The organism is Microbispora sp. H13382 (genome assembly GCF_014161445.1).
Taxonomy (GTDB): domain Bacteria; phylum Actinomycetota; class Actinomycetes; order Streptosporangiales; family Streptosporangiaceae; genus Microbispora.
In genome coordinates this window covers 90,511-113,477 of the sequence record NZ_JABBXA010000008.1, presented here as the reverse complement: position 1 = coordinate 113,477, position 22,967 = coordinate 90,511, and the positions used below count along the sequence as shown (strand labels likewise).

Below are 22,967 nucleotides of genomic sequence, written 5' to 3'. Positions count from 1 at the left end.
GCCTGGGCATGCTGGAGGTAATCGGCGCGGGACTTCCGCGCACCGGGACGACGTCGACGAAGGCGGCCCTGGAACGACTCGGCTTCGGGCCCTGCTACCACACCTTCGAGGTCATGCTCCACCCGGAGCTGGCCGAGCGGTGGCTGCCCGTCCGCTCCGGCGGGCCGGCCGACTGGGATGTGGTCTTCGAGGGCTTCCGGTCCTGCGTGGACTGGCCCGCCGGCTTCTTCTGGCGGGAGCTGGCGCAGTCCTACCCCGACGCCAAGGTCGTCCTCACGGTCCGGGACCCGCGCAGCTGGTATGCCAGCTTCCGCGTGCTGGGCTCGCTCAGCTCGCGCGGGCCGATGCGGGAGGACGCGGTCCCCGAGGCCGTCCGTCCCGTCGTCGCCGCGCTGACGAGCCTGCGGCCGCTCTTCGAGCGCATCAGCAGGTCGGTCTTCGCCGAGGAGTGGCGGCCCGGTCACACGCCGGACGAGGAGCGGGCGGTCGAGGCCTATCACCGGCACGTCGCCGAGGTGCGGGCCGCCCTGCCCGCCGAGCGGCTCCTGGTCTTCGACGTACGCGAGGGATGGGGGCCGCTGTGCGCCTTCCTCGGGGTCACCGCTCCCCCGGGCGGCCCGTTCCCGCACCTCAACGACGCCGCGTCGATCCGCGGGATGTTCGAGCTCATGCACACCGAGGGCCGCGTACGCGTCCCCTTCCAGGGCGGCGGAGGATGACCCGCGCGGGGCGGCAGGGGTGGTCGCGCCGCCCGGGAGCGCGCCGCCCGGGTGGCACTCGCCCATTCACCGTCTCGGCGCGACGGCGAAAGGGCGACCGGGCGTACGCCCCCGGGCGACGCGCCAAGCTCGGACACCCAGAGTGACGAGTCGATCGGGAGTGGTACGACTTCTGTCGCGTCGATCACATGTTTTGTGACCGTAGATCGAACTTATGCCAGTTGTCAACGAAAGTTGGTGCTTTCGCTCACAAAACATCCACACGGTCGTACGTCTTAGCTGACGCGGACGTCAGCCACGGACGTCAAACGCGGTATTGACCATCCGGTAGCACGGTCGTAACAATGTGGGCGTCTCGCGCTCGACCGGCGGTGGCACGCCGGCGGAGTCAGGCAGCGTTCTGTCCAGTGTTCGATCAACGTTCGATCACGACGCGTTCGGCGCACGCGTCCTCACGAAGGGGACGATGCGTGCGGCCGCCCTGGCGACCACTTCCGAGTGCGACCTCCATGGCCGCGACCTCGCCGATTTCGGCGTGGGCGCATCTCCCCGGCATCGAGCGGCCGGACCGCCACGCTTCCCTGCCGTTGCCGCGGCACGGGTGGCGGCCCGGCCACCCATCTGACGCCCTCCGGCCAAGGAGAAGCATCACGTGAACGGTACCTCCAAGAGGACCAGGCTGATGGCGGCGGCCGCCGCCGCCGTCATGACGGGGCTCCTGACGACGCCGTCGATCGCGACGGCGCAGGAGACGCAGGCGCCCCCGGAGTCCGCCTTCCAGAAGGTGACCCTGAACGACACCCCCGGTGAGCCCATGGACCTCGCCGTCCTTCCGGACGGCAGGGTTCTGCACACCACCCGTGCCGGCACCATCTGGATGCACGACCCGGCGACCGGCCTCAACACGAAGGCCGGCACCATCGACGTGTACCAGCACGACGAGGAGGGCCTGCAGAGCATCGCGCTCGACCCGAACTTCGGCAAGGGCAACAACTGGGTCTACCTGTACTACTCGCCGCCGCTGAACACCCCGGTCGACGACCCCAAGACGCCCGGCGTGAACGAGGGAGACGCCCCCAACGAGGGCACCGAGGCCGACTGGGAGCGCTTCAAGGGCGCGATCCGGCTGTCCCGCTTCGAGTTCAAGAAGGGTCAGATCGACCTGGCGAGCGAGCAGCGGATCCTCGACGTCCCGGTCGACCGGGGCATCTGCTGCCACGTCGGCGGAGACATCGTCTTCGACGCCGAGGGCAACCTCTACCTGTCCACCGGCGACGACACCAACCCCTTCGCCTCCGACGGGTACACCCCCATCGACGACCGGCCGAACCGCAACCCGGCGTACGACGCCCGGCGCACTTCGGGCAACACCAACGACCTGCGCGGCAAGATCCTGCGGATCAAGCCCAAGGACGGCGGCGGCTACACGATCCCCGAGGGCAACCTGTTCAAGCCGGGCACCCCGAAGACCCGGCCCGAGATCTACGCGATGGGGCTGCGCAACCCGTTCCGCATCGAGATCAACAAGAAGAACGGGGAGCTCTACGTCGGCGACTACTCGCCGGACGCGAACCGCGCCAACCCCAACCGCGGGCCCGCCGGAACCGGCAAGTGGACGATCATCCGCAAGCCGTCCAACTACGGCTGGCCGTACTGCGCCACCGCCAAGCTGCCGTACAACAACTACGACTTCGCCACCCGCACCTCGGGCGCGCCCTTCGACTGCGCGGCGCCGGTGAACGACTCGCGGCACAACACCGGCCTGCGCGAGCTGCCGCCGGTCGAGCAGCCGGACGTGTGGTACAGCTACGGCGCGTCCGCCGAGTTCCCCGAGCTCGGCACGGGCGGCATCTCCCCGATGGGCGGCCCCGTCTACCACTACGACAAGAAGGCGGCGCACGGCCGCAGCCCGGTGGCGTGGCCGGAGTACTACGACGGCGTGCCGCTGCTGTACGAGTGGTCGCGTGACTGGGTGAAGGGCATGCGCCTGGGTGAGGACGGCAAGCTCTCGAAGATCGAGTCCGTCCTGCCGTCGTTCGTCTTCGACAACGCCATGGACATGGAGTTCGGCCCGGACGGCGCGCTCTACGTGCTGGAGTACGGCGACGGCTACTTCAACCAGAACCCCGACGCCCAGCTGGCCCGCATCGACTACATCGGCGAGAACGGCAACCACTCGCCGGCCCCAAAGGCCTCGGCGGACAGGACCAACGGCACGGCGCCGCTCACGATCGCGTTCTCCAGCGAGGGGACCACGGATGCCGACGGCGACCGGCTCCAGTACGCGTGGGACTTCGACGCCGACGGCAAGGTGGACTCGCGCGAGGCCAACCCGACCTTCACCTACAAGGAGAACGGCGTCTACCGCGCGACCCTGAAGGTCACCGATGTGGGCGGCCCCCAGCGCGGGCGCTCGGCCACGGCCGAGGTCGAGGTCGTGGTCGGCAACCAGGCGCCGGTCGTCGAGTTCGTCAAGCCGGCCGACGGGCAGGCGTTCCACTTCGGCGACGTCGTGCAGTTCGAGGTCAAGGTGACCGACGACCAGCCGGTCGACTGCTCCCGCGTCCGGGTGACCTACATCCTCGGCCACGACAGCCACGGGCACCCGCAGACGACCGCGAGCGGATGCACCGGCAGCATCACGACCACGGTGCCCTCGGGCCACGACCCGGCGAACGACAACCTCTCCGGTGTCTTCAACGCCACGTACACGGACCCGGGCGCGGACGGCCTGCCCGCCCTGTCCGGCAGTGACGAGGTGGTCCTGAAGCCGACCCGCTGATCCGGCCGGCTGATCCGGGAGCCGGGGCGGGCGCGTGCCCGCCCCGGCTCCCCAGGATGTGCTGATGCGCCAGCGGAGGCCGTCGAGGGACGGTCGGCGGCGCGGCGGCACGGCGGCCGGCGGTCAGGGGCGCACGGCGTACACCTTGCGGAGCGTCTCGTGCACCGTCCACACGGTGCGCGCGCCGCCGGGCATCAGGACGACGTCCCCCGGGCCGACGTCGAGCACCGGGCCGCCCTCGACCGCGATCGTCGCCCTGCCGCCGAGCACGACGAAGACCTCGTCCGCCTCGCTGTCGGTGCTCACGCCCGGCCCGTGCTGCCAGACACCCACCGCCAGGTCCGTGCCCGACGTCAGCTCCAGGTGGCGGACCTGCGGGTCCCCGGACACGACCTGGGCGGGGTCGAGCGGGTCCGGATCGAGGTCGGCGTCGGCCAGGGCCGCCGCGCGCACCACGCGCGGGGTGACGGTGAACGATTTGTCGTTTTCCACCTGCGGAAGTGTAGGACCCGGCCCGGTGTGACCCGGTGGCGGTCCACCGCCGCCCTCGCCCGCCGGCCGGACTCCGGCGTCGTCGCGATCAGGAGGTACGCCACCGGCCCCGTGCGGAGCCGGTCACGCGTCGCGGCGCTTGAGCAGAACCGCCGCGACGACGATCGTCACCGCGGCGTAGCCGCAGAAGATCGCGAACCCCGTCCACGGCGCCAGTTCGCCGGGCGCGGGACGCACGGACATGATGACCTGACCGGCGTTCGACGGCAGGTACGGAACGACACGCCTGCCCCAATCGGCCGGCAGCACCTCGCCGAGGGTCGGCAGGACCAGCAGCAGTCCGAACAGCGCGGCGACGGCGCCCGCGGTGTTGCGGAGGATGAAGCCGAGCCCCACCCCGAGCAGCCCCACGACGGTCAGGTACAGCCCGGCCCCGGCCACGGCGCGGGCGACGCCGTCCGCCGCGAGCGTGGTGCCCCGCTCGCCCAGGACGGCCTGGCCGCCCAGGAAGGCGGTGAACGACGCCGCGATCATCAAGACGGCCGCGACTACGGTGAACACGCCCGCCTTGGCCCACAGGACCGGGAGCCTGCGTGGCACCGCGGACAGCGTGGCGCGGATCATGCCGGTGGAGTACTCGGCGGTGACCAGCAGCACGCCGAGCACGCCGACGGCGAGCTGGGCGAGGGACACCCCGCGCAGGCCGGCGCCGGCCGGGTCGAACAGCGCCTGGTGCGGCGACCCGGGCAGCGCCGCCTGGGCCGCCATGAACGCGCAGAGCAGCATGCCCGCCCCGATCATCGTCCCGACCGCCGCGACCAGGGTGTACACGGTCGACCGCAGCGACCACAGCTTGATCCATTCCGACCGCATGACCCGGCCCTGGGTGACCCGGCGGCGGTCCACCGCCGGCCCCGCCGTACGGCGGAACGCGGTGACGTTCGCGGTGCTCATGCCGCGCTCCTTTCCACACTGGCCGTGCCCCGGCCGGTGACGCCGTGATACTCGACCGCGTCGCGGGTCAGCTCCATGAACGCCTCCTCCAGCGAGACGTGCACCGGGGTCAGCTCGTACAGCGTCACGCCGTGCCGCGCGGCGATCCGCCCGACGGCCTCGCCGTCGAGGCCCCGCACCTCCAGGACGCCGGTCACGTCGCCGGTGACCGTCACATCCGGGCCGGCCAGCAGGTCGCGCAGCCACTCGGCCTGCGGCGACCGGACGCGCGTGGTCAGGCGGGAGGAGTCGCGGACGAAGTTCGCCACCGCGACGTCGGCGATCAGCCGCCCGCGGCCGACGATGATCAGCTGCTCCGCGGTCAGGGCCATCTCGCTCATCAGGTGCGACGACACGAAGACCGTGCGTCCCTCGGCCGCGAGCCCCTTGAGCAGGGTGCGGATCCACAGGATGCCCTCGGGGTCGAGTCCGTTGACCGGCTCGTCGAGGATCAGCGTCGCCGGGTCGCCGAGCAGCGCGGACGCGATGCCCAGCCGCTGGCCCATGCCGAGTGAGAATCCGCCGACCCTCCTGTGCGCCACCTCCCCCAGGCCGGCCAGGTCGATCACCTCGTCGACGCGCCGCCGCGAGATGCCGGTGGTGGCGGCCAGGGCGAGCAGGTGGTCGTAGCCCGACCTCCCGGGATGGACCGCCCGGGCCTCCAGCAGCGCGCCGACCTCGTGGAGCGGTGCGGCGTGCCGGGTGTAGCGGCGGCCGTTGACGGTGGCGTGTCCGGCGCCGGGGGCGTCCAGCCCGAGGATCATCCGCATCGTCGTCGACTTGCCGGCCCCGTTCGGGCCGAGGAAGCCGGTGACGACGCCGGGCCTGACGGTGAAACTCAGGTTGTCGACGGCGACCTTGCCGCCGTAGCGCTTGGTCAGCCCATTCGCTTCGATCATGAGGAACCTTCTCGCTGACGAGTGTGCCGCGGCCCCCGCGGGCCGCCGGCATGACACTCGCGGCCAAGGCTGTCCCCCCGCTGCCCGTTCCCTGACAGCCGGCTGTCCGCCCTTCGAGGACCCGGACAGTCCGCGGGCAGCGGCGGACGGGAGTGTGACGCCGACGGCCGGCGAAGCCGTGGCGTCGACCGCGTGGGGAGTTCCCCGGCGCGGCGCCGCGCTCCCGACCTCCGTCGCGGCCACAGCCCGTTCCGAAGGGAGCCCCCCGATGACCAGCAGCACCGTCACCGTCACCACCGACGCCGCCCACCGGCGTACCGGCCTGTCCGGCGTGCTCGCCCGCCACTGGCGGACGGGGGTCGCCGCCGCCGGCACCGTCGTCAGCCTGTCTCTGCTGGCGCCGCTGCCCGACGAGGCGCAGGCCTCTGTCAGCGCCTGGTCGGTCCTGCTCGCCGCGGTCATCTACCTCACCTGGGGAACCGCCCGCGGCGAGCTCGCCTCCCGGCGGCTGCTGAGCTTGCAGACCGCCGCCGTGCTCGGCTTCGGCGCGGTCGCGGTGGCCGCGGTCGCCGCCGGCCCGGACGCGGCCCGCTACGTGCTGGCCGCCGGCTGGCTCGCCCACGCCGCCTGGGACGTCGCCCACCACCGCATGGGCCGGGTTGTTCCCCGCTGGTATGCCGAGGCGTGCCTGGTGTCGGACCTGATGATTTCGGCCGCGCTGCTGGCCGTCGGCCTGTGACGGCCCGCCGGGGCCCCGGCGCTGTTCCGCCGGGGCGGCGCCGAGCGGCGAGGTGGCGCCCGTCCCGGTGATGAAGATCAACGGCAGGACGGGACCAAGGGATATGATCTTCGACGTGGCCCGGCTGGTGTCGTACGTCCCGCAGACCGTCGAACCGCTGCCCGGCGACCTGGCGCCGACCGGCGGCCCCGCCGGCAACGGCATGCGCCGGGGCCGGCTGCCGCGCGACGGCGTGTACGAGTTCTTCCTCACCGCCGCCCCGCACCCGGTGACGGGTGCGGCCGGCTCCCCCGTCAACCCCCTCGCCATGAAGTGAGACCACCATGCCGGCAGTAGGCAACGTTCTCATCGTCGGCGGCGGCACCGCCGGATCGGCCCTGGCGATCCCGCTCGCCCGCGCCGGGGTCGCCGTGGACATCGTGGAGATCCGGCCCGCGGTCACCGCGCTCGGCTCGGGCATCACCCTGCAGGGCAACGCGCTGCGGGTGCTGCGCGACCTCGGCGTCTGGGACCGCGTCGCCGCCGCCGGATTCCCGTTCGACTCGCTCGGGCTGCGCGCCCCGGACGGCACGCTGCTCGCGGAGATCCCCGGCGCCCGCACCGGCGGCCCCGATCTGCCCGCCGCGCTCGGCGTGAACCGCCCCCAGCTGACGGCCGTCCTCGCCGACGCCGTACGCGCGGCCGGGGCGCGGACCAGGTTCGGCGTGACCGTGGAGACGCTGACCGACACCGGCGACCGGGTCGACGTGCGGCTGTCCGACGGCACCACCGGCACGTACGACCTGGTCGTGGGCGCCGACGGCATCCGCTCGGCGGTGCGCGGGCTGATCGGGATCGACGACGCCCCGCGGCCGACCGGCTTGGGCATATGGCGCGTCCACACCCGCCGTCCCGCCGGGATCGAGCGCACCGACCTCATCTACGGCGGCCCCTGCTTCACCGCCGGGTACTGCCCGACCGGCCCGGACACCATGTACGCCTATCTCGTCGAGAAGGCCCGCCCACGTGAGGCGGTCGGCGACAGGGTGGCGCACATGCGGGCCCTCGCCGAAGGATACGGCGGGCCGTGGGACGAGATCCGGGAGGACATCACCGACCCCGAGCGCATCAACTACACGTGGTTCGAGTCGCTGCTGGTGGACCGTCCGTGGAACCGCGGCCGCGTCGTCCTGATCGGCGACGCCGCGCACGCCTGCCCGCCCACCATCGCCCAGGGGGCGGCCCAGTGCCTGGAGGACGCCGCCGTCCTGGCCGAGCTGCTGCTCGCCGCCGACAGGCTCGGCCGGCCGGTGTTCGACGCGTTCATGGACCGCCGCCACGAACGGGCGAAGGCCGTGGTCGAGGCGTCCCTGCGGCTCGCCGAGTGGCAGCTGGATCCCGTGCCGGACGCCGACATGCCCGGTCTCGTGGACCGGATCAGCGCACTGGTGACGGAGCCGCCGTGATCACCGTCGACGCGAGTCGTCAGGGACGGCCGCGGGCTCCCAGCCTCGGCGGGGCGGACGCGAGCCGCGCCGGTCGTCCCGGCTGCGGTAGACGATGTACGGACGGGTGAGGTATCCGACGGGTGCGGTGAGCATGTGCACCAGCCGGGTGAACGGCCAGACGGCGAACAGGACGAGCGCGCTGAGCGCGTGCAGCTTGAACAGGATCGGCGCGGCCGCCATCGACTCGCCCTGCGGCTGGAGATAGAAGACCGACCGGAACCAGGGCGAGATGGTGGTGCGGTAGTCGTAGCCGCCGCCGAGGATGTTGGCGACGACGGTGGCGGCCAGCCCGAGCGCGATGGTCAGGGCGAGCAGCGCGTACATCAGCTTGTCGTTGCGGGTGGTGGCGGTGAAGACCGGGCCGACCGTGCGGCGACGGTAGATCAGGATGGCCAGGCCCGCGACGGTGCAGACTCCGGCGACCGTGCCGAGCGCGACCGCGGCGAGATGGTAGGCGTGCTCGCTCACTCCGGCCGCCTCTGTCCAGGTCTTGGGGATCACCAGGCCGCCGATGTGGCCGAGGAGCACGACCAGGATCCCGAAGTGGAACAGCGGGCTGCCGATCCGCAGCAGCCGTGACTCGTACATCTGTGACGACCGGGTCGTCCAGCCGAACTTGTCGTAGCGGTAGCGCCAGACGTGGCCGAGCACGAAGACCGTCAGCGCGACGTAGGGCGCCACCACCCACAGGGTCACGTCGAGCGCGCTCACCGGACACCTCCCACAGGCCCGTACGGCTCCAGGCCGACCTCCTCGGCCGGCGGACCCTCCTCCGCCAGGCGCAGGGCGGCCTGGCGCTCCCGCTCGGTGGGCGGGGGGAGCGTCGCCAGCACCGCCGCGACGACGTCGGCGTACGGTGAGCGCTCCTCCCGCAGGGCACCCAGCAGCGTTTCCAGTCCGGGACGGTGTTCGCGCAGCAGCCGTACGGCCTGCTCGGTGGCGCCGCGGCCGGACAGCTCGCACACCACGCCCAGGTGGTCGGGCAGCTCCCCGGTGACCTCGAACCCCGCCGTCCGGTAGGCCTGCGTGAAGCGCAGCAGGGCCATCCCGCGCCGCCGGGTGTCGCCGTAGGTGTAGTAGGTCAGATAAGGGCAGCAGCGGCGCTTGAGGTCGAAGGTCGCCACGTAGTGCTCGGCCAGCTCGTGCGGCGGGGTCGCGGCCACGTGGCCGAGGAAGGCGGCCAGCCGCCTGGCGGGCTCGCCCGGCGCCAGCCCGGCCACGGCGGCGTTCAGCAGCGGCAGCGCCTCGACGAGCCGCTCGTCCGGATAGGACAGCAGCACCGAGGCCGTCAGGTGAACCGTGCGGTCGCTCACGACTTGTCCTTCCGCTTCGGGAACAGCCCGTCCGGAGTGCCCTTGCCGTCCCAGTTGAGCAGGTTGACCCGGCCGCGCAGCTCGTCCGCCCGGTCCAGGTCGTCGGTGGCCTGTCGCTCCTTGAGGGCGTGGAAGTTCTCCACCGCCACGGGGGCGGGCGTGCCGGACGCCTCGCCGAAGGGGCCGCCCATGCCGGGGCCGCCGTCGTAGTCGAGACTGCATTCGGTGGCGAGCTCCTCCAGCCGGGCGCCCTGCTCGGCGTGCGCCTTGGGGATGACGTACCGCTCGCCGTAGGGGGCGATGGCCAGCAGGCGGTACATCTCCTCGATCTGGTCGCCCTTGAGCCCGACGGCGGCCGGGATCGACTCCTCGCGCTCCCCGGCGAGGTTGATCCCCCGCATGTACGACCGCATCGCGGCCAGGCGGCGCAGGACGGCGCGTACGGGCTCGGGGTCGCCGGCGGTGAACAGCTCGGCCAGGTAGCCGATCGGGATGCGCAGCGCGTCGATGGCGCCGAACAGGTTGCCGGCCCGCTCCCCGTCGTGGCCGGTCTCGCGCAGCACGTCGACCACGGGCGACAGGGGCGGGATGTACCAGACCATCGGCATGGTCCGATACTCGGGATGCAGCGGCAGCGCCACCCCGTAGTCGAAGATCAGCTTGTGGATCGGGGAGTTCCTCGCCGCCTCCAGCCAGTCCTCCGGTATGCCGGAGGCCCGGGCCGCGGCGACCACTTCGGGGTCGCGGGGGTCGAGCATGACGCTCTTCTGCGCCTCGTACAGCGCCTTCTCGTCCGGGGTGGACGCCGCCTCGGCGACGCGGTCGGCGTCGTAGAGGATCAGCCCGATGTAGCGCAGCCGGCCGACGCAGGTCTCCGAGCACACGGTCGGGATGCCGACCTCGACCCTCGGGTAGCAGAAGGTGCACTTCTCGGCCTTGCCGGTGCGGTGGTTGAAGTACACCTTCTTGTACGGGCAGCCGGTGACGCACATCCGCCAGCCGCGGCAGCGGTCCTGGTCCACCAGCACGATGCCGTCCTCCGAGCGCTTGTACATCGCGCCGGAGGGGCAGGAGGCGACGCACGACGGGTTGAGGCAGTGCTCGCAGATGCGCGGCAGGTAGAACATGAAGGCCCGCTCGAACTCGAGCTTCACCTGGTCGGACACCTTGCGCAGCACGGGATCGGCCGGAGCCAGCTCGGGTGCGCCCGCGAGGTCGTCGTCCCAGTTGGCGCTCCATTTGATCTTCGTCGGTTCGCCGGTGATGAGCGAGCGGGGCCGGGCGACCGGGGTGTCCTCGGTGACCGGCGCCGAGAACAGTCGGTCGTAGTCGTAGGTCCAGGGCTCGTAGTAGTCGCCGATGGACGGCATCAGCGGGTTGGCGAAGATGGTCAGCAGCTTCTTCAGCCGCCCGCCGGCTTTGAGCTGGAGCCGGCCGCGCCGGTTGAGCTCCCAGCCGCCCTTCCACCTGTCCTGGTCCTCGTACGTGCGGGGGTAGCCCTGGCCGGGCCGGGTCTCCACGTTGTTGAACCAGACGTACTCGGTGCCGGCCCGGTTGGTCCACGCCTGCTTGCAGGTGACCGAACAGGTGTGGCAGCCGATGCACTTGTCCAGGTTCATCACCATCGCCAGCTGAGCCATCACGCGCGTCATCAGTAATCCACCTCCTGGGCACGGCGGCGGATCACCGTGACCTCGTCGCGCTGGTGGCCCGTCGGCCCCAGATAGTTGAAGGCGAAGCTGAGCTGCGCGTACCCGCCGATCAGGTGGGTCGGCTTGATCAGCAGGCGGGTGAGGCTGTTGTGGATGCCGCCGCGCCTGCCGGAGGTCTCGCTCTTGGGCACGTCCACCACGCGCTCCTGCGCGTGGTACATGTACACGGTCCCGGCGGGCATGCGGTGGGAGACCACGGCCCGCGCGACCACCACGCCGTTCCGGTTGACCGCCTCGACCCAGTCGTTGTCGCGGATGCCGGCCCGCGCCGCGTCGTCCGGGCTCATCCAGATCGTCGGGCCGCCCCGCGACAGCGTCAGCATCAGCAGGTTGTCCTGATACTCGGAGTGGATCGACCACTTGGAGTGCGGGGTGAGGTAGCGCACCACGATGCCGTCCTCGCCGCCCGGCCCCGCCGCGAGGGCGGCCGTGTTGAGCGGCGGCCGGTAGACGGGCAGCGCCTCGCCGGCCTCATGCATCCAGTCGTGGTCGAGGTAGAAGTGCTGGCGGCCGGTGAGGGTGTGCCAGGGCTTGCGGTGCTCGACGTTGATGGTGAAGGCGGAGTAGCGCCTGCCTCCGGTCTCGCTGCCCGACCACTCCGGCGAGGTGATCACCGGGGTCGGCCGCGCCTGCGTGTCGGCGAAGGTGATCCGGCGATGCTCGTCGGCCAGGCCGCCGAGGTCGGTCCCCGTACGGCGGGCCAGGGTCTCGAACCCCTGGGCCGCCAGCCTGCCGTTGGTGGTGCCGGACAGCGCGAGGATCGTCTCGCACATCGCGACGTCCGTCGCCAGCGAAGGCCGGCCGTCGGCCGCTCCCCCGCGTACGGTCCCGTTGACCCTGCCCAGCCGTTCCACCTCGGCCGCGACGTCGAACGTCACGCCCTTCGTCGTGGCGCCCAGGCGCTCGGCGAGCGGACCGAGGGCGGCCAGCTTGTCGGCGATCGCACCGTAGTCCCGCTCGACCACCACGATCTTCGGGAACGTACGGCCCGGCACCGGCTCCTCACCGGTTTCCCGCCAGTCGCGCACCCGGCCGTGCGGGCTGGCCAGCTCGTCCGGCGTGTCGTGCAGCAGCGGCACGGCGACGACGTCCCGGCGTACGCCGAGATGGTCGCGGGCCAGCGCGCTGAACGCCCGCGCGATGGCGTGGAAGGCGGCGAAGTCGGTGCGGGTCTGCCAGGGCGGGTCGATGGCCGGGGTGAAGGCGTGCACGAACGGGTGCATGTCGGTGGACGACAGGTCGTGCTTCTCGTACCAGGTGGCCGCCGGGAGCACGATGTCGGAGAACAGCGTCGTCGAGGTCATCCGGAAGTCGAGCGACAGCAGCAGGTCGAGCTTGCCCCGGGGCGCCTCGTCCCGCCAGGTCACGTCGCCGGGCCGCCGGTCCGGGCCGTTCTCCTCGGCCCGCACCGCGTCGGAGGCGCCGAGCAGGTGCCGCAGGAAGAACTCGTTGCCCTTCGCCGAGGAGCCGAGCAGGTTCGCCCGCCACACGGTGAGCACCCGCGGCCAGTTCTCCGGCGCGTCGGGGTCCTCACAGGCGAAGCCGAGGCGGCCCGCACGCACCTCCTCCACGACGTACGGGCCCGCCTCCCGGCCGGCGCGCTCGGCCTCGTCGGCGAGGTCGAGGGGGTTGCGGCCGAAGGTGGGATAGGACGGCATCCACCCCATCCGGGCGGACTGGGCGAGCAGGTCGGCGCTGGTCCTTCCCGCGAACGTTCCGCCGCCGAGCGGTGAGGCCACGACGTCGGCGGTGTGCTCGTCGTAGCGCCACTGCCCCGTGTTGAGATACCAGTACGCCGTGCCGATCATCTGCCGGGGCGGGCGGGACCAGTCGAGGCCGGAGGCCAGCTGCGCCCAGCCGGTGACCGGGCGGCACTTCTCCTGCCCGACGTAGTGCGCCCAGCCGCCGCCGTTGACGCCCTGACAGCCGGTCAGCGTGACCAGCGCGAGGAACGCCCGGTACATCGTGTCGGAGTGGAACCAGTGGTTCGTCCCCGCACCCAAGATGATCATCGATCGGCCGCCGGACTCCTCGGCGTTGCGGGCGAACTCCCGGGCGATCCGCGCCGCCGCGTCCGCCGGCACCGAGGTGATCGCCTCCTGCCAGGCGGGGGTGTACGGCTGCGCCGGGTCGTCGTACCCGGCCGGCCACTCCCCCGGCAGCCCGTCGCGGGCCACGCCGTACTGCGCGAGCATCAGGTCGAGGACCGTGGTGACCAGGTGACCGTTCACCCGGCGGGCGGGCACGCCGCGGCGCATCACCGCCTCGCCGGGAGCGTCGAAGCGCGGCAGCGAGACCGGGACGGCCTCGCCGTCCGCGAGCAGGGTGAGCAGCGGGTCGACGTCGCCGAGGTCGAGGTTCCAGCGGCCCTCGCCCTCGGCGGAGAACCGGAAGCCGAGCGAGCCTCCGGGCACGACCGGTTCGCCGTCCCGCGCGTCGAGCAGCACGGTCTTGAACGCGGCCTCTTCCCCCTGCTCGCCCAGGTCGGCCGAGGTGAGGAACTTGTCCGGCACGTACGCGCCGTCGTGCTCGCGCAGCCGCACCAGGAAGGGCAGGTCGGTGTAGCGCTTGACGTAGTCGAGGAAGCGGGGCGTCTCGCGGTCGACGAAGAACTCCCGGAGGATCACGTGGCCCATCGCCATCGCCAGCGCGCCGTCCGTGCCGGGGTGCGGGGCCAGCCATTCGTCGGCGAACTTGGCGGCGTCGTTGTAGTCCGGGGCCATGACGACGACCTTCTGCCCCCGGTAGCGGGCCTCGGCCATGTAGTGCGCGTCGGGGGTGCGGGTGACCGGCACGTTGGAACCCCAGAGCATCAGGTAGGAGGCGTCCCACCAGTCCGCCGACTCCGGCACGTCGGTCTGGTCGCCGAAGACCTGGGGCGAGGCCACCGGCAGGTCGGCGTACCAGTCGTAGAACGACAGCATCGTGCCGCCGAGCAGCGAGACGAACCGCGCGCCCACGGCGTGGGAGACCATCGACATGGCCGGAATCGGCGAGAACCCGGCGATCCGGTCGGGGCCGTAGGTCTTGATCGTGTGCACGTGCGCGGCGGCGACGATCTCGGCGGCCTCGTCCCAGGAGACGCGGACGAGCCCGCCCCTGCCCCGGACCTCCTGGTAGCGGCGGCGCTTCACGGGGTCGGTCGTGATCTCGGCCCAGGCCGCCACCGGGTCGCCCAGCCGCGCCTTCGCCTCGCGGTACATCTCCACCAGCACGCCCCGGGCGTACGGGTAGCGCACCCGGGTCGGCGAGTAGGTGTACCAGGAGAAGGCCGCACCGCGCGGGCAGCCCCGCGGCTCGTATTCGGGCCGGTCGTCGCCCACGCTGGGGTAGTCGGTCTGCTGCGCCTCCCAGGTGATGATGCCGTCCTTGACGTACACCTTCCAGGAGCACGACCCGGTGCAGTTCACCCCGTGGGTCGAGCGCACCACCTTGTCGTGGCTCCACCGGTCGCGGTAGAACACGTCACCCTGCCGCCCGCCGACCTGGTGGAGCGTGCGCAGGTCCGGCGACACCTCGCCGCGGCGCAGGTGCCGTCCCAGTCCGAGCAGGGCGTCGCTGACCGGCCCGTCGATCCTCGACATCAGATTCCCTCTCCCTGGGTCAGGGGGGCGGTCCCGGAGGGCCGCAGGACGAACCAGCAGTAGACCAGCGCCGCCGCCGCGACGGCCGCCAGCAGCATGAGCCCGATGGCGTACGAACCGGTGGCCTGGTAGATGAGGCCCATGACGATCGGCGGCAGGAATCCGCCGAGACCGCCGACCGCGCCGACCACGCCGGTCGCGCTGCCGATCGCGTGCGCCGGCACGGCCCGGCCGAGCAGCGCGAAGATCGCACCGTTGCCCAGGCCGAGCGAGGCCGCCATGGCCAGGAAGCCGGCCGTCGCCAGTGGCATCGGCGGGGCGAACGACACGGCGACCGCGCACACCACCGCCACGGCGAGTGCCCCGGAGAGCACGATCTCGCCGCCGAAGCGGTCCGCGAGCCAGCCGCCGACCGGACGGGCGAGCGTGGCCAGCACGACGAACCCGGCCGCCCGCGCGGCCGCGTCGGCCGTGGACAGCCCGTAGACCGCCTTCAGATACAGCGGCAGGTAGGCGCCGAACGCCACGAACCCGCCGAAGGTCAGCGCGTACATCGCGGCCAGTTCGCGGGTGACGCGCAACCGCCCCGCGGCCAGGAACCTGGCGAGGAACGGCTCGGTCGCGCGACGGGCACCGGGCGCCTCCCGGCCGAACGCCAGGAACGCCAGCCCGACGACCACCAGCGCGACCGCGACCACGAAGAACGGCACCGGCCGGCCGAACCGGTCCGCGAGCCAGGGAGTGGCGAAGCCGGAGATCGCCGTGCCGATGTTGCCCATCCCGAATACGCCCAGGGCCAGCCCGCGGCGCTCCGGCGGGAACCAGGCGTTGACGAACGGCACGCCGATCGCGAAGGTCGCCCCCGTCAGGCCCAGGACGAGCCCCCCGGCCAGCAACGCCGGATAGCTCTCGGCGAAGGCGAGGAAGACCACCGGGATCACGCCGAGCATGCTCGCCACCGCGAACATCAGCCGCCCGCCGTACCGGTCGGTCAGCGCGCCGAGCACGATCCGCCCCAGCGACCCGACGATGACCGGGATCGCGACCAGGACCGACGCCTCGAACGGAGTGAGGCCGAGCAGTTCCTTGTATGTCGCGCTGAGCGGGCTGAGCAGCGCCCACGCCCAGAAGTTCACCGCAAACCCTGCCGTCGCCAGCACCAGCGCGACCGCCCGGCCGCCCCTGCGTGTTCCCTGGACGGCTGCCAAGCCGACTGTCATCGCGTTCCTCCGGGGGGAGAGGATCTTCCGCCCTACCCTCCCGGTGGGACGGCGGGGACGTCAGGGACCTTGGTCCTTCCGGCGGTACCCAGAAGACCCTCACTTATCCACCGAACCGGGCGGGTGACTTTGGTCCCCATGATCGATGACTTCCGCGCGCGGAGGGCGGCCGGCTCAGGGACGACAGTGGAGGCGGAACCGACGAAGGGGGTAGACGATGACCGTCACCGAGGTCAGGCGACAGGCGGACGCGCAGGCGCCCGCGCACGTGGCGTGGCGCGGTTTCCGCGGCACGACCTGGCGCGGGAACGTCGATGTGCGCGACTTCATCCAGGCCAACTACACGCCGTACGAGGGCGACGAGTCCTTCCTCGCCGGGCCGACCGAGCGGACCCGCGCGGTCTGGGCGGAGGTGTCGGACCTGTTTCCCGAGGAGCGGCGGCGCGGGATATACGACGTGGACACCAGCACCCCCTCCTCGATCACCGCGCACCGGCCCGGCTACATCGACTCCGAGCGCGAACTGATCGTCGGACTGCAGACCGACGCCCCGCTGAAGCGGGCCATCATGCCGGCGGGCGGGCTGCGGATGGTCGAGAACGGCCTGGCCGCCTACGGCTACACGCTCGACCCCCGGGTGAAGGAGATCTTCACCACGTATCGCAAGACGCACAACGACGGCGTCTTCGACGCCTACACGCCGGAGATCCGGGCCGCCCGCCGCGCCGGGATCATCACCGGTCTCCCCGACGCGTACGGCCGCGGGCGCATCATCGGCGACTACCGGCGGGTCGCGCTGTACGGCGTGGACCGGCTGATCGAGGCCAAGCGGGCCGAGCTGCGCACGCTGGACGGCGAGTTCTCCACGGACGCGGTCATCCGCGACCGGGAGGAGCTGGCCGAGCAGCTGCGTGCCCTCGACGAGCTGAAGCGGATGGCCGCCTCCTACGGCTACGACATCTCCCGGCCCGCGGCCACCGCGCGCGAGGCCATCCAGTGGCTCTACTTCGCCTACCTCGCCGCCGTCAAGGAGCAGAACGGCGCGGCCATGTCCCTCGGCCGCACCTCCACGTTCGTGGACGTCTACCTGGAGCGGGACCTCGCCGAGGGACGGCTCACCGAGCAGGAGGCGCAGGAGCTGGTCGACGACTTCGTCATCAAGCTGCGCATCGTCCGCTTCCTGCGCACCCCCGAGTACGACCAGCTCTTCTCCGGCGACCCGACCTGGGTGACCGAGTCGATCGGCGGCATCGGCGCCGACGGCAGGCCGCTGGTCACCCGCACCAGCTACCGCTACCTGCAGACGCTGCGCAACCTCGGCCCCGCCCCTGAGCCGAACCTGACGGTCTTCTGGTCGCCGCGGCTGCCCGAGCCGTTCAAGCGCTTCTGCGCCCGCCTGTCCATCGAGACCAGCTCGATCCAGTACGAGAGCGACGAGCTGATGCGGCCGCGGTACGGCGACGACACCGCCATCGCCTGCTGCGTCTCGGCCGCCCCCGTCGGAAAGCAGATGCAGTTCTTCGGCGCCCGGGTCAACCTCGCCAAGGCCCTGCTGTACGCGATCAACGGCGGCCGGGACGAGATCAGCGGCGAGCAGGTCGGCCCCGCCTACCCCGCGCTGACCGGCGACGTGCTCGACTACGAGGAGGTCGCGGCGGCGTTCGACCGGATGATGGACTGGCTCGCGAAGACCTACGTGAACGCGCTGAACGTCATCCACTACATGCACGACAAGTACGCCTACGAGCGCATCGAGATGGCGCTGCACGACTACCCCGTCAAGCGCACGCTCGCCTGCGGCATCGCCGGCCTGTCGGTGGCCGCCGACAGCCTGTCGGCCGTCAAGCACGCGACGGTCCGGGTGCTCCGCGACGTGACCGGGCTGGCCGTGGACTACGTGGTCGAGGGCGACTACCCGGCGTACGGCAACAACGACGACCGCGCCGACGCCATCGCCGTCGACCTCGTCAGGTCGTTCATGGACAAGATCCGCCGCAACCCGTCCTACCGCGACGCCGAGCACACCCAGTCGGTGCTCACCATCACCTCCAACGTGGTGTACGGCAAGCACACCGGCAACACGCCCGACGGACGCAGGGCCGGCACGCCGTTCGCTCCCGGCGCCAACCCGATGAACGGCCGCGACCGGCACGGCCTGGTCGCCTCGGCGCTGTCGGTGGCCAAGCTCCCCTACGAGCAGGCGCAGGACGGCATCTCGCTCACCAGCACGGTCACCCCGGACGGGCTGGGCCGCACGGCCGACGACCGGGTCGCCGACCTCGTGGGCGTGCTCGACGGCTACTTCGACGCGGGCGGCTTCCACATGAACGTCAACGTGCTCGACCGGGCCACGCTGATCGACGCGATGGACCACCCCGAGAAGTACCCGCAGCTCACCATCCGCGTCTCCGGGTACGCCGTCAACTTCGTCCGGCTCACCCGGGAACAGCAGCAGGACGTGATCGACCGCACCTTCCACGGGCGGCTGTGATGCGCGACGAACCGCGTAACGGCGCCACCGCCCGGCTCCACCAGGACACCGTCGCCCGGCTCGCCCAGGACTCCACCGCGCGGCTGCGGGAGGACGCCGCCGCCGAGCTCTGCCAGGCGGAGCCGGCGGCCGGCGGCGGCGTCATCGAGTCGTGGGACGTGTCGGTCGGCGTGGACGGTCCCGGCACCCGCTTCGTGGTGTTCACCTGCGGCTGCCCGCTGCGCTGCCTGTACTGCCACAACCCGGAGACCTGGCGCATGCGCGACGGCCGCCGGGTAACGGTGGACGAGGTCATGACCGAGGTGGACCGCTACCGGCGGTTCATCTCGGTCGCCGGCGGCGGGGTGACGGTCAGCGGCGGCGAGCCGCTGCTGCAGCCCCGCTTCACCGGCGAACTGCTGCGCCGCTGCCACGAGAGCGGCCTGCACACCGCGCTGGACACCTCCGGCTACCTCGGCGACCGGGCGAGCGACGCGCTGCTGGCCGACACCGACCTCGTGCTGCTCGACATCAAGTCGTACGACCCGCGGGGCTACCGGCGGCTCACCGGCGGGAGCCTGGAGCCGACCCTGCGCTTCGCCCGCCGCCTGGCCGACCTGGGCCGCCCGGTCTGGGTGCGGTTCGTCCTGGTGCCCGGCCACACCGACGCCGAGGAGAACGTCGAGGGCCTGGCCCGGTTCGTCGCGTCGCTCGGCAACGTCGAGCGGGTTGACGTCCTGCCCTTCCACCGCATGGCCGCCGGCAAGTACGCCCGGCTCGGGCTGGCCTACCCGCTGGCCGACGTCAAGCCCCCGGACCAGGACCTGCTGGAACGCGTGCACGCCCAGTTCGCCGCGCACGGAGTGACCAGTGTGTGACCGGCCGGGCGCTCGACGCGTGCACGGATCGCGGCCGGGACCGGAAGCGACGTCCGGCGCCTGGTCCGGGGACCTTCGGCCCTCCCCGCACCGGACGACCGACGGCACGGTTGAGTCATGACGATCCTGAGCACCGACCCCCGTCCGGTCCCCCGCCGGCAGGACGGCGAAGAAAGCCGCGAACAGGCCACCGGCCCGGTCGCACGGCGCACCGTGCGGGAGGCCCTGCAGGAGGAGTTCACCGAGACGGTGGACGACGTGCGCCTGGCGGACATCGACGGCATGGTGCACATCTACGTGTGCATCCGCCCCACCGCGTCCGCCTGTCCGGAACTCATCCGCGCCGCGGCCCGCGAGGCGTACCGCCGCGCCGTGCACGGCGAGCCGGTGGTGGCCCATGTCGCGGCGCCCGCTGCCGGCCAGGGACGCCGGTGACGTCCGCGGCACCGATCCCAGAACCGGCCACAGTTTCCTGCCGCACCTCTGCCACACCGCCCGCGTCGGCCCGGCGTGCCGGGTGTCACCGGGAGGACCGCCCGGGCCACGCGGCCACGACGAGCAGGGCGACGCCGGCGGCGACGGTCCCGCTGACGACCGGGTCGTAGTGCGACCCGTGGTCGGGGAAGAGGGACCAGCCGACGTTGGAGGCGGCATGGCAGACGACCGCGGCGAGCACGCTCGCACTGCGCTGGTACAGCCAGACGATGACGACCCGCAGCGCCACCGTGTACAGACACTGCCCCGCGATCCACAGCGGGCCGTGGCCGGCCTGCGCGTACGGGATGAGGTGCCAGACCGCCCACACCACGCCCAGGACGACGCCGGTGGCCGGCACGTTCAGGCGGGCGCGCAGCGCATCGGTGGCGTACGCGGTCCAGCCCGCCTCCTCGCAGGCGGCGGCGACGAGGAACACGGCGGACAGCAGTGGGATCTCGACCGGCGCGATCCGCGGCTCGGGCAGTGACCGGCCCAGGAGGACCAGCACGGCGTAGGAGGCGGCCATCACCCCCAGCGGCACCGCGATCGCGAGTGCGTACCAGCCGGGGTTGGGGACGGCACGCCAGTCCACGACGCGCCGCAGCAGACCGTGCACGGCTCCGCGCGGCTCATGACGCCGCACGAGCGCCATCGCCGCCAGCAGGGGGCAGCACGCCATCAGCGCACTGACGGGCAGCGTCTCCGACAGGCGGCCGATCACGGCACCGGCCAGCCAGAAGGGCACGGACAGGGCGAAGGTCAACGCGATCAGCCGCGCCGGCGACCTGCGGAGCGCCTCCGGCCACCCATTCACGCGCCGCTCCTCGAGTCGTGGCCGATCGCGTCCTGCCGCCGTTCATTGTGCCCGCTTCCGGCCGCCCGCCGGGCGGGGCGGGGGCGGAGTGCGGGCGGAGTGCGGGCGGGGAGCCGGTCAGACCTCCGTCCGATGCCCGGTCGCCACAAGCTCGGCGACCTCTCGCGCCCAGGCGCGCACCCGGTCGGCGTCGCGGTAGTCGCCCCCGGTCCTTTCGGCGATCCTCGCGGTGATGAAGCCCTTGGCGTCGCGGGCGAGCCGCCCTCCGAACGTCCGGTGCCCCACCGCGCCGAGAGCCTCCGACGCCCGGGCCACCTGGGGAACCGGCGGGATCTCGGCCTCGTCCGCGGACCGGTCGAGCGGCCCGCTGCTGAACAGCCACACCGGCCGGTCGGACAGGGCCGCGGCGTGCCGCCGGGCGAAGCGCCGGGCGTCCTTGTGCCAGTGTCCCGCATACAACGCTCCGCCCAGCACCACGGCGTCGTAGGCGGTCACGTCGCGGACCGACCCGGCGTCCGCGACCTCGGTCTCGAGCCCCTGCCCGCGCAGGGTGTCGCCGATCCAGCCCGCGATCTCCGCGGTCGAGCCTCGTCTGGATCCGTAGGCGACCAGCACGTGTGTCATGGCCGGACCTCCTTCTCTCGGGGGACTGTCGATCGCAGCCTCCCGCCGGGACGACCGAAGCGGGTAGAGACTCAGGACCCCTCCCCACCGGTCGTTGGGCCCGCTCCGGTCGCGACGTCCGCCGTGAACCCGCCTGGGCCGTCCAGACCTCCACACATCGATCGGCCTGAAAGATCGACGGCGGTCGCTCAGTCCGCGTCCTCCCACTCTTCGCCCCACCGCGCGACGTCGTCGAGGATGTTCCCGAGTGCGAAACCCCGGGGCGTCAGGGCGTACTCCACGCGCGGCGGTTTTTCCGGATGCACCGTGCGCGTGACCAGTCCGCGCTCCTCCAGGGCCTGCAGGCGGTCGGCCAGCGTCTTGGGGCTGATCCCGGGCAGCGCCTGACGAAGCTCGCCGTATCGCTTGGTGCCGTCGAGCAGGTGCCAGATGACCAGCGGCGTCCACCTGCTGCCGACGAACGTCAGCGTCCGCGTGACGACGCATTCTTCGGGCGTGACCGGCCGCGGTGCCTGGCTTGTTTCCATAGCTGTAGTTACTACAGGAAAGGTGCCTACTTCAAAGGATGAAGCAACGGCTCTAGCGTCGGCCGCATGACGAAGATGATCGTCGCCGTGCACGGCGCGACCGGAACCCAGGGCTCTCCCGTCGTACGGAGGCTGCGCGCGCTCGGGCACCAGGTCCGGCCGCTGAACTCCGCCTCCGCCGATCTGGCCGACGCCGCCTCCCTCGCCACGGCGTACAAGGGCGCCGACGCGGTCGTCGTGCAGCTTCCGCAGGTGTTCGGCGAGATCGCCCTGCGGCACGCGGCGTCGGTGCTCGCCGCTCTCTGCGAGGCCGCCGTGTCGCGGGTGGTGTTCAATCCGGGGATGCCGCTGCCGCCGGACCCGGTGGGTGTCCCGTTCGTCGACGCCCGGGTCCTGTTCGCCCGGGATCTGCCCGCGCGACTGGAGGCCGCGTCCGTGATCGGTCCCGCGGGGCCGTACCTGGAGAACCTGGTGCAGCCCTGGTCGGCCCGGCGCGTCCGCGAGCACGGTGAGCTGGTCTATCCGCTGCCGGCGGAGACCCCCGTGCCGTGGTCGTCGCTCGACGACCTGGCGGAGGCCGTCGGTGAGGCGTTGGCCGGGGCCGAGCCGCCCGCGCGGCTCGTCGTGACGGGCCCGGAGGAGGTCACCGGTGACCGGCTCGCCGCCGCCGCGGCCTCCGCCGCCGGAAGGCCGGTGCGCTACCTGTGGGTCGAGCCCGCCGAGTACGCCCGGCTCATCACGCCGGTCGTGGGCCGGGAGGCGGCCGAAGGAATCGCCGGGTTCTACGCCCCGGCCGCAGCGGCCGCACCACCGCCGATCCCGGAGGGGTGGCTCCACCGGGGGACGACGACGGTGGAGCGATGGGCCGCGCGCCAGGCGTGGCGGTGAGGCCCAGCCGGTAAGCGGGCTGCAACCTTCGAGCAGGCGGCACCCCGTACGAATACGCCATGGACATGCGCATGTGTACGGGCGATCGGCGGACGGGCCGCACCCTCGTGTGGGCCGCGACGGCGGTGCCGCTGCTCGTCGCGCTGCTGGGTTCGTGGTGCCGAGGGACATCGAGGTCACGATCCGCAGCGAGCACGGCGACGTCACCGTGCGCGGCGTGACGGGGAAGGCCGACGCGCGGACGGAGGCCGGCCACCTGCGGCTGGACCCGCCCTCGCCGGAATGACCGGCGCACCAGTACGCGCCGTACGGCCGGACGTACGACGAAAGTCCCATGATCGCGGGACTT

21 protein-coding genes are annotated in these 22,967 nt (G+C 72.2%); 10 read left to right on the top strand and 11 right to left on the bottom strand.

The genetic code is table 11. The features are described from left to right. Positions 1–8 precede the first annotated feature (8 nt). Positions 9–719 (top strand): sulfotransferase family protein, encoded by a 711-nt coding sequence (locus HHX41_RS17960; protein ID WP_259401072.1) that lies wholly within the window; start codon positions 9–11, stop codon positions 717–719. Positions 720–1,371: 652 nt separating this feature from the next. Continuing rightward, positions 1,372–3,501 carry a PQQ-dependent sugar dehydrogenase gene (locus HHX41_RS17955; RefSeq protein ID WP_220504181.1) on the top strand — a complete coding sequence of 710 codons (2,130 nt, stop codon included), beginning with the start codon at positions 1,372–1,374 and terminating at the stop codon, positions 3,499–3,501. Between the two features lie 123 nt (positions 3,502–3,624). On the opposite strand, the gene HHX41_RS17950 is transcribed toward HHX41_RS17955, so the two are convergent. From HHX41_RS17950 to HHX41_RS17940, 3 genes are all read right to left on the bottom strand, one after another. Continuing rightward, positions 3,625–3,993: a cupin domain-containing protein gene (locus HHX41_RS17950; RefSeq protein WP_310742042.1), complete on the bottom strand. Its 369-nt coding sequence runs from the start codon at positions 3,991–3,993 to the stop codon at positions 3,625–3,627. A gap of 123 nt (positions 3,994–4,116) precedes the next feature. Then, positions 4,117–4,947: an ABC transporter permease subunit gene (locus tag HHX41_RS17945; RefSeq protein ID WP_182906889.1), complete on the bottom strand. Its 831-nt coding sequence runs from the start codon at positions 4,945–4,947 to the stop codon at positions 4,117–4,119. Then, positions 4,944–5,885 carry an ATP-binding cassette domain-containing protein gene (locus HHX41_RS17940; RefSeq protein WP_182906888.1) on the bottom strand — a complete coding sequence of 314 codons (942 nt, stop codon included), beginning with the start codon at positions 5,883–5,885 and terminating at the stop codon, positions 4,944–4,946. The genes HHX41_RS17945 and HHX41_RS17940 overlap by 4 nt, the downstream gene beginning before the upstream one ends. Positions 5,886–6,153: 268 nt before the next feature. Here HHX41_RS17940 and HHX41_RS17935 point away from each other — a divergent pair, with 268 nt between their 5' ends. From HHX41_RS17935 to HHX41_RS17925, 3 genes are all read left to right on the top strand, one after another. Continuing rightward, positions 6,154–6,624, top strand: coding sequence for a DUF6010 family protein (locus HHX41_RS17935; protein WP_182906887.1), 471 nt, complete (start codon positions 6,154–6,156; stop codon positions 6,622–6,624). A gap of 103 nt (positions 6,625–6,727) precedes the next feature. Next, entirely contained in the window at positions 6,728–6,940 is a 213-nt protein-coding gene (locus tag HHX41_RS17930; protein ID WP_182907071.1) for a hypothetical protein, read from the top strand. Positions 6,941–6,947: 7 nt separating this feature from the next. After that, positions 6,948–8,069, top strand: coding sequence for an FAD-dependent monooxygenase (locus tag HHX41_RS17925; RefSeq protein WP_182906886.1), 1,122 nt, complete (start codon positions 6,948–6,950; stop codon positions 8,067–8,069). Here HHX41_RS17925 and narI read toward each other — a convergent pair whose 3' ends face one another. Genes narI through HHX41_RS17900 form a run of 5 tightly spaced genes read right to left on the bottom strand, consistent with a single transcriptional unit; the run spans position 8,070 to position 15,940 of the window. After that, positions 8,070–8,822 (bottom strand): respiratory nitrate reductase subunit gamma, encoded by a 753-nt coding sequence (narI, locus tag HHX41_RS17920; protein ID WP_169984524.1) that lies wholly within the window; start codon positions 8,820–8,822, stop codon positions 8,070–8,072. Next, positions 8,819–9,424: a nitrate reductase molybdenum cofactor assembly chaperone gene (gene narJ, locus HHX41_RS17915; RefSeq protein WP_182906885.1), complete on the bottom strand. Its 606-nt coding sequence runs from the start codon at positions 9,422–9,424 to the stop codon at positions 8,819–8,821. Before narJ ends, narI begins: the two co-directional genes overlap by 4 nt. Beyond that, positions 9,421–11,076, bottom strand: coding sequence for a nitrate reductase subunit beta (gene narH, locus HHX41_RS17910; protein ID WP_182906884.1), 1,656 nt, complete (start codon positions 11,074–11,076; stop codon positions 9,421–9,423). Before narH ends, narJ begins: the two co-directional genes overlap by 4 nt. Continuing rightward, on the bottom strand, positions 11,076–14,720 hold the full coding sequence (locus HHX41_RS17905; RefSeq protein ID WP_182906883.1) for a nitrate reductase subunit alpha: 3,645 nt from the start codon (positions 14,718–14,720) through the stop codon (positions 11,076–11,078). The genes narH and HHX41_RS17905 overlap by 1 nt, the downstream gene beginning before the upstream one ends. Then, the gene (locus HHX41_RS17900) at positions 14,720–15,940 is read right to left on the bottom strand and encodes a nitrate/nitrite transporter (protein ID WP_182906882.1); all 1,221 of its coding nucleotides are present in this window, start codon (positions 15,938–15,940) and stop codon (positions 14,720–14,722) included. Before HHX41_RS17900 ends, HHX41_RS17905 begins: the two co-directional genes overlap by 1 nt. A gap of 217 nt (positions 15,941–16,157) precedes the next feature. Between HHX41_RS17900 and pflB the strand changes: the two genes are divergently transcribed. From pflB to HHX41_RS17885, 3 genes are all read left to right on the top strand, one after another. Further along, positions 16,158–18,431 (top strand): formate C-acetyltransferase, encoded by a 2,274-nt coding sequence (gene pflB / locus HHX41_RS17895; protein WP_182906881.1) that lies wholly within the window; start codon positions 16,158–16,160, stop codon positions 18,429–18,431. After that, positions 18,431–19,288 carry a pyruvate formate-lyase-activating protein gene (gene pflA / locus HHX41_RS17890; protein WP_182906880.1) on the top strand — a complete coding sequence of 286 codons (858 nt, stop codon included), beginning with the start codon at positions 18,431–18,433 and terminating at the stop codon, positions 19,286–19,288. The genes pflB and pflA overlap by 1 nt, the downstream gene beginning before the upstream one ends. Before the next feature lie 117 nt (positions 19,289–19,405). After that, a complete protein-coding gene (locus HHX41_RS17885; protein ID WP_182906879.1) occupies positions 19,406–19,723 on the top strand; it encodes a hypothetical protein in 318 nt (105 codons plus the stop codon). Between the two features lie 85 nt (positions 19,724–19,808). Here the strand turns inward: HHX41_RS17885 and HHX41_RS41850 are convergent, their stop codons facing one another. From HHX41_RS41850 to HHX41_RS17870, 3 genes are all read right to left on the bottom strand, one after another. Further along, on the bottom strand, positions 19,809–20,579 hold the full coding sequence (locus HHX41_RS41850; protein WP_182906878.1) for a CPBP family intramembrane glutamic endopeptidase: 771 nt from the start codon (positions 20,577–20,579) through the stop codon (positions 19,809–19,811). A gap of 117 nt (positions 20,580–20,696) precedes the next feature. Continuing rightward, positions 20,697–21,203, bottom strand: coding sequence for a flavodoxin domain-containing protein (locus HHX41_RS17875; protein ID WP_182906877.1), 507 nt, complete (start codon positions 21,201–21,203; stop codon positions 20,697–20,699). A gap of 188 nt (positions 21,204–21,391) precedes the next feature. Further along, positions 21,392–21,730, bottom strand: coding sequence for a helix-turn-helix domain-containing protein (locus tag HHX41_RS17870; protein ID WP_182906876.1), 339 nt, complete (start codon positions 21,728–21,730; stop codon positions 21,392–21,394). Between the two features lie 66 nt (positions 21,731–21,796). Between HHX41_RS17870 and HHX41_RS17865 the strand changes: the two genes are divergently transcribed. Beyond that, on the top strand, positions 21,797–22,618 hold the full coding sequence (locus HHX41_RS17865; RefSeq protein ID WP_182906875.1) for an SDR family oxidoreductase: 822 nt from the start codon (positions 21,797–21,799) through the stop codon (positions 22,616–22,618). Positions 22,619–22,772: 154 nt separating this feature from the next. Then, positions 22,773–22,904 carry a hypothetical protein gene (locus tag HHX41_RS40690; protein ID WP_259401071.1) on the top strand — a complete coding sequence of 44 codons (132 nt, stop codon included), beginning with the start codon at positions 22,773–22,775 and terminating at the stop codon, positions 22,902–22,904. Positions 22,905–22,967 lie beyond the last annotated feature (63 nt).

Bases quoted from the DNA above. Each gene is read 5' to 3' on its own strand.
- HHX41_RS17960 (WP_259401072.1), top strand. From the start codon at position 9: ATGCTGGAGGTAATCGGCGCGGGACTTCCGCGCACCGGGACGACGTCG.
- HHX41_RS17945 (WP_182906889.1), bottom strand. From the start codon at position 4,947: ATGAGCACCGCGAACGTCACCGCGTTCCGCCGTACGGCGGGGCCGGCG.
- HHX41_RS17940 (WP_182906888.1), bottom strand. From the start codon at position 5,885: ATGATCGAAGCGAATGGGCTGACCAAGCGCTACGGCGGCAAGGTCGCC.
- HHX41_RS17935 (WP_182906887.1), top strand. From the start codon at position 6,154: ATGACCAGCAGCACCGTCACCGTCACCACCGACGCCGCCCACCGGCGT.
- HHX41_RS17930 (WP_182907071.1), top strand. From the start codon at position 6,728: ATGATCTTCGACGTGGCCCGGCTGGTGTCGTACGTCCCGCAGACCGTC.
- HHX41_RS17925 (WP_182906886.1), top strand. From the start codon at position 6,948: ATGCCGGCAGTAGGCAACGTTCTCATCGTCGGCGGCGGCACCGCCGGA.
- narH (WP_182906884.1), bottom strand. From the start codon at position 11,076: ATGACGCGCGTGATGGCTCAGCTGGCGATGGTGATGAACCTGGACAAG.
- HHX41_RS17905 (WP_182906883.1), bottom strand. From the start codon at position 14,720: ATGTCGAGGATCGACGGGCCGGTCAGCGACGCCCTGCTCGGACTGGGA.
- HHX41_RS17900 (WP_182906882.1), bottom strand. From the start codon at position 15,940: ATGACAGTCGGCTTGGCAGCCGTCCAGGGAACACGCAGGGGCGGCCGG.
- pflB (WP_182906881.1), top strand. From the start codon at position 16,158: ATGACCGTCACCGAGGTCAGGCGACAGGCGGACGCGCAGGCGCCCGCG.
- pflA (WP_182906880.1), top strand. From the start codon at position 18,431: ATGCGCGACGAACCGCGTAACGGCGCCACCGCCCGGCTCCACCAGGAC.
- HHX41_RS17885 (WP_182906879.1), top strand. From the start codon at position 19,406: ATGACGATCCTGAGCACCGACCCCCGTCCGGTCCCCCGCCGGCAGGAC.
- HHX41_RS17875 (WP_182906877.1), bottom strand. From the start codon at position 21,203: ATGACACACGTGCTGGTCGCCTACGGATCCAGACGAGGCTCGACCGCG.
- HHX41_RS17870 (WP_182906876.1), bottom strand. From the start codon at position 21,730: ATGGAAACAAGCCAGGCACCGCGGCCGGTCACGCCCGAAGAATGCGTC.
- HHX41_RS17865 (WP_182906875.1), top strand. From the start codon at position 21,797: ATGACGAAGATGATCGTCGCCGTGCACGGCGCGACCGGAACCCAGGGC.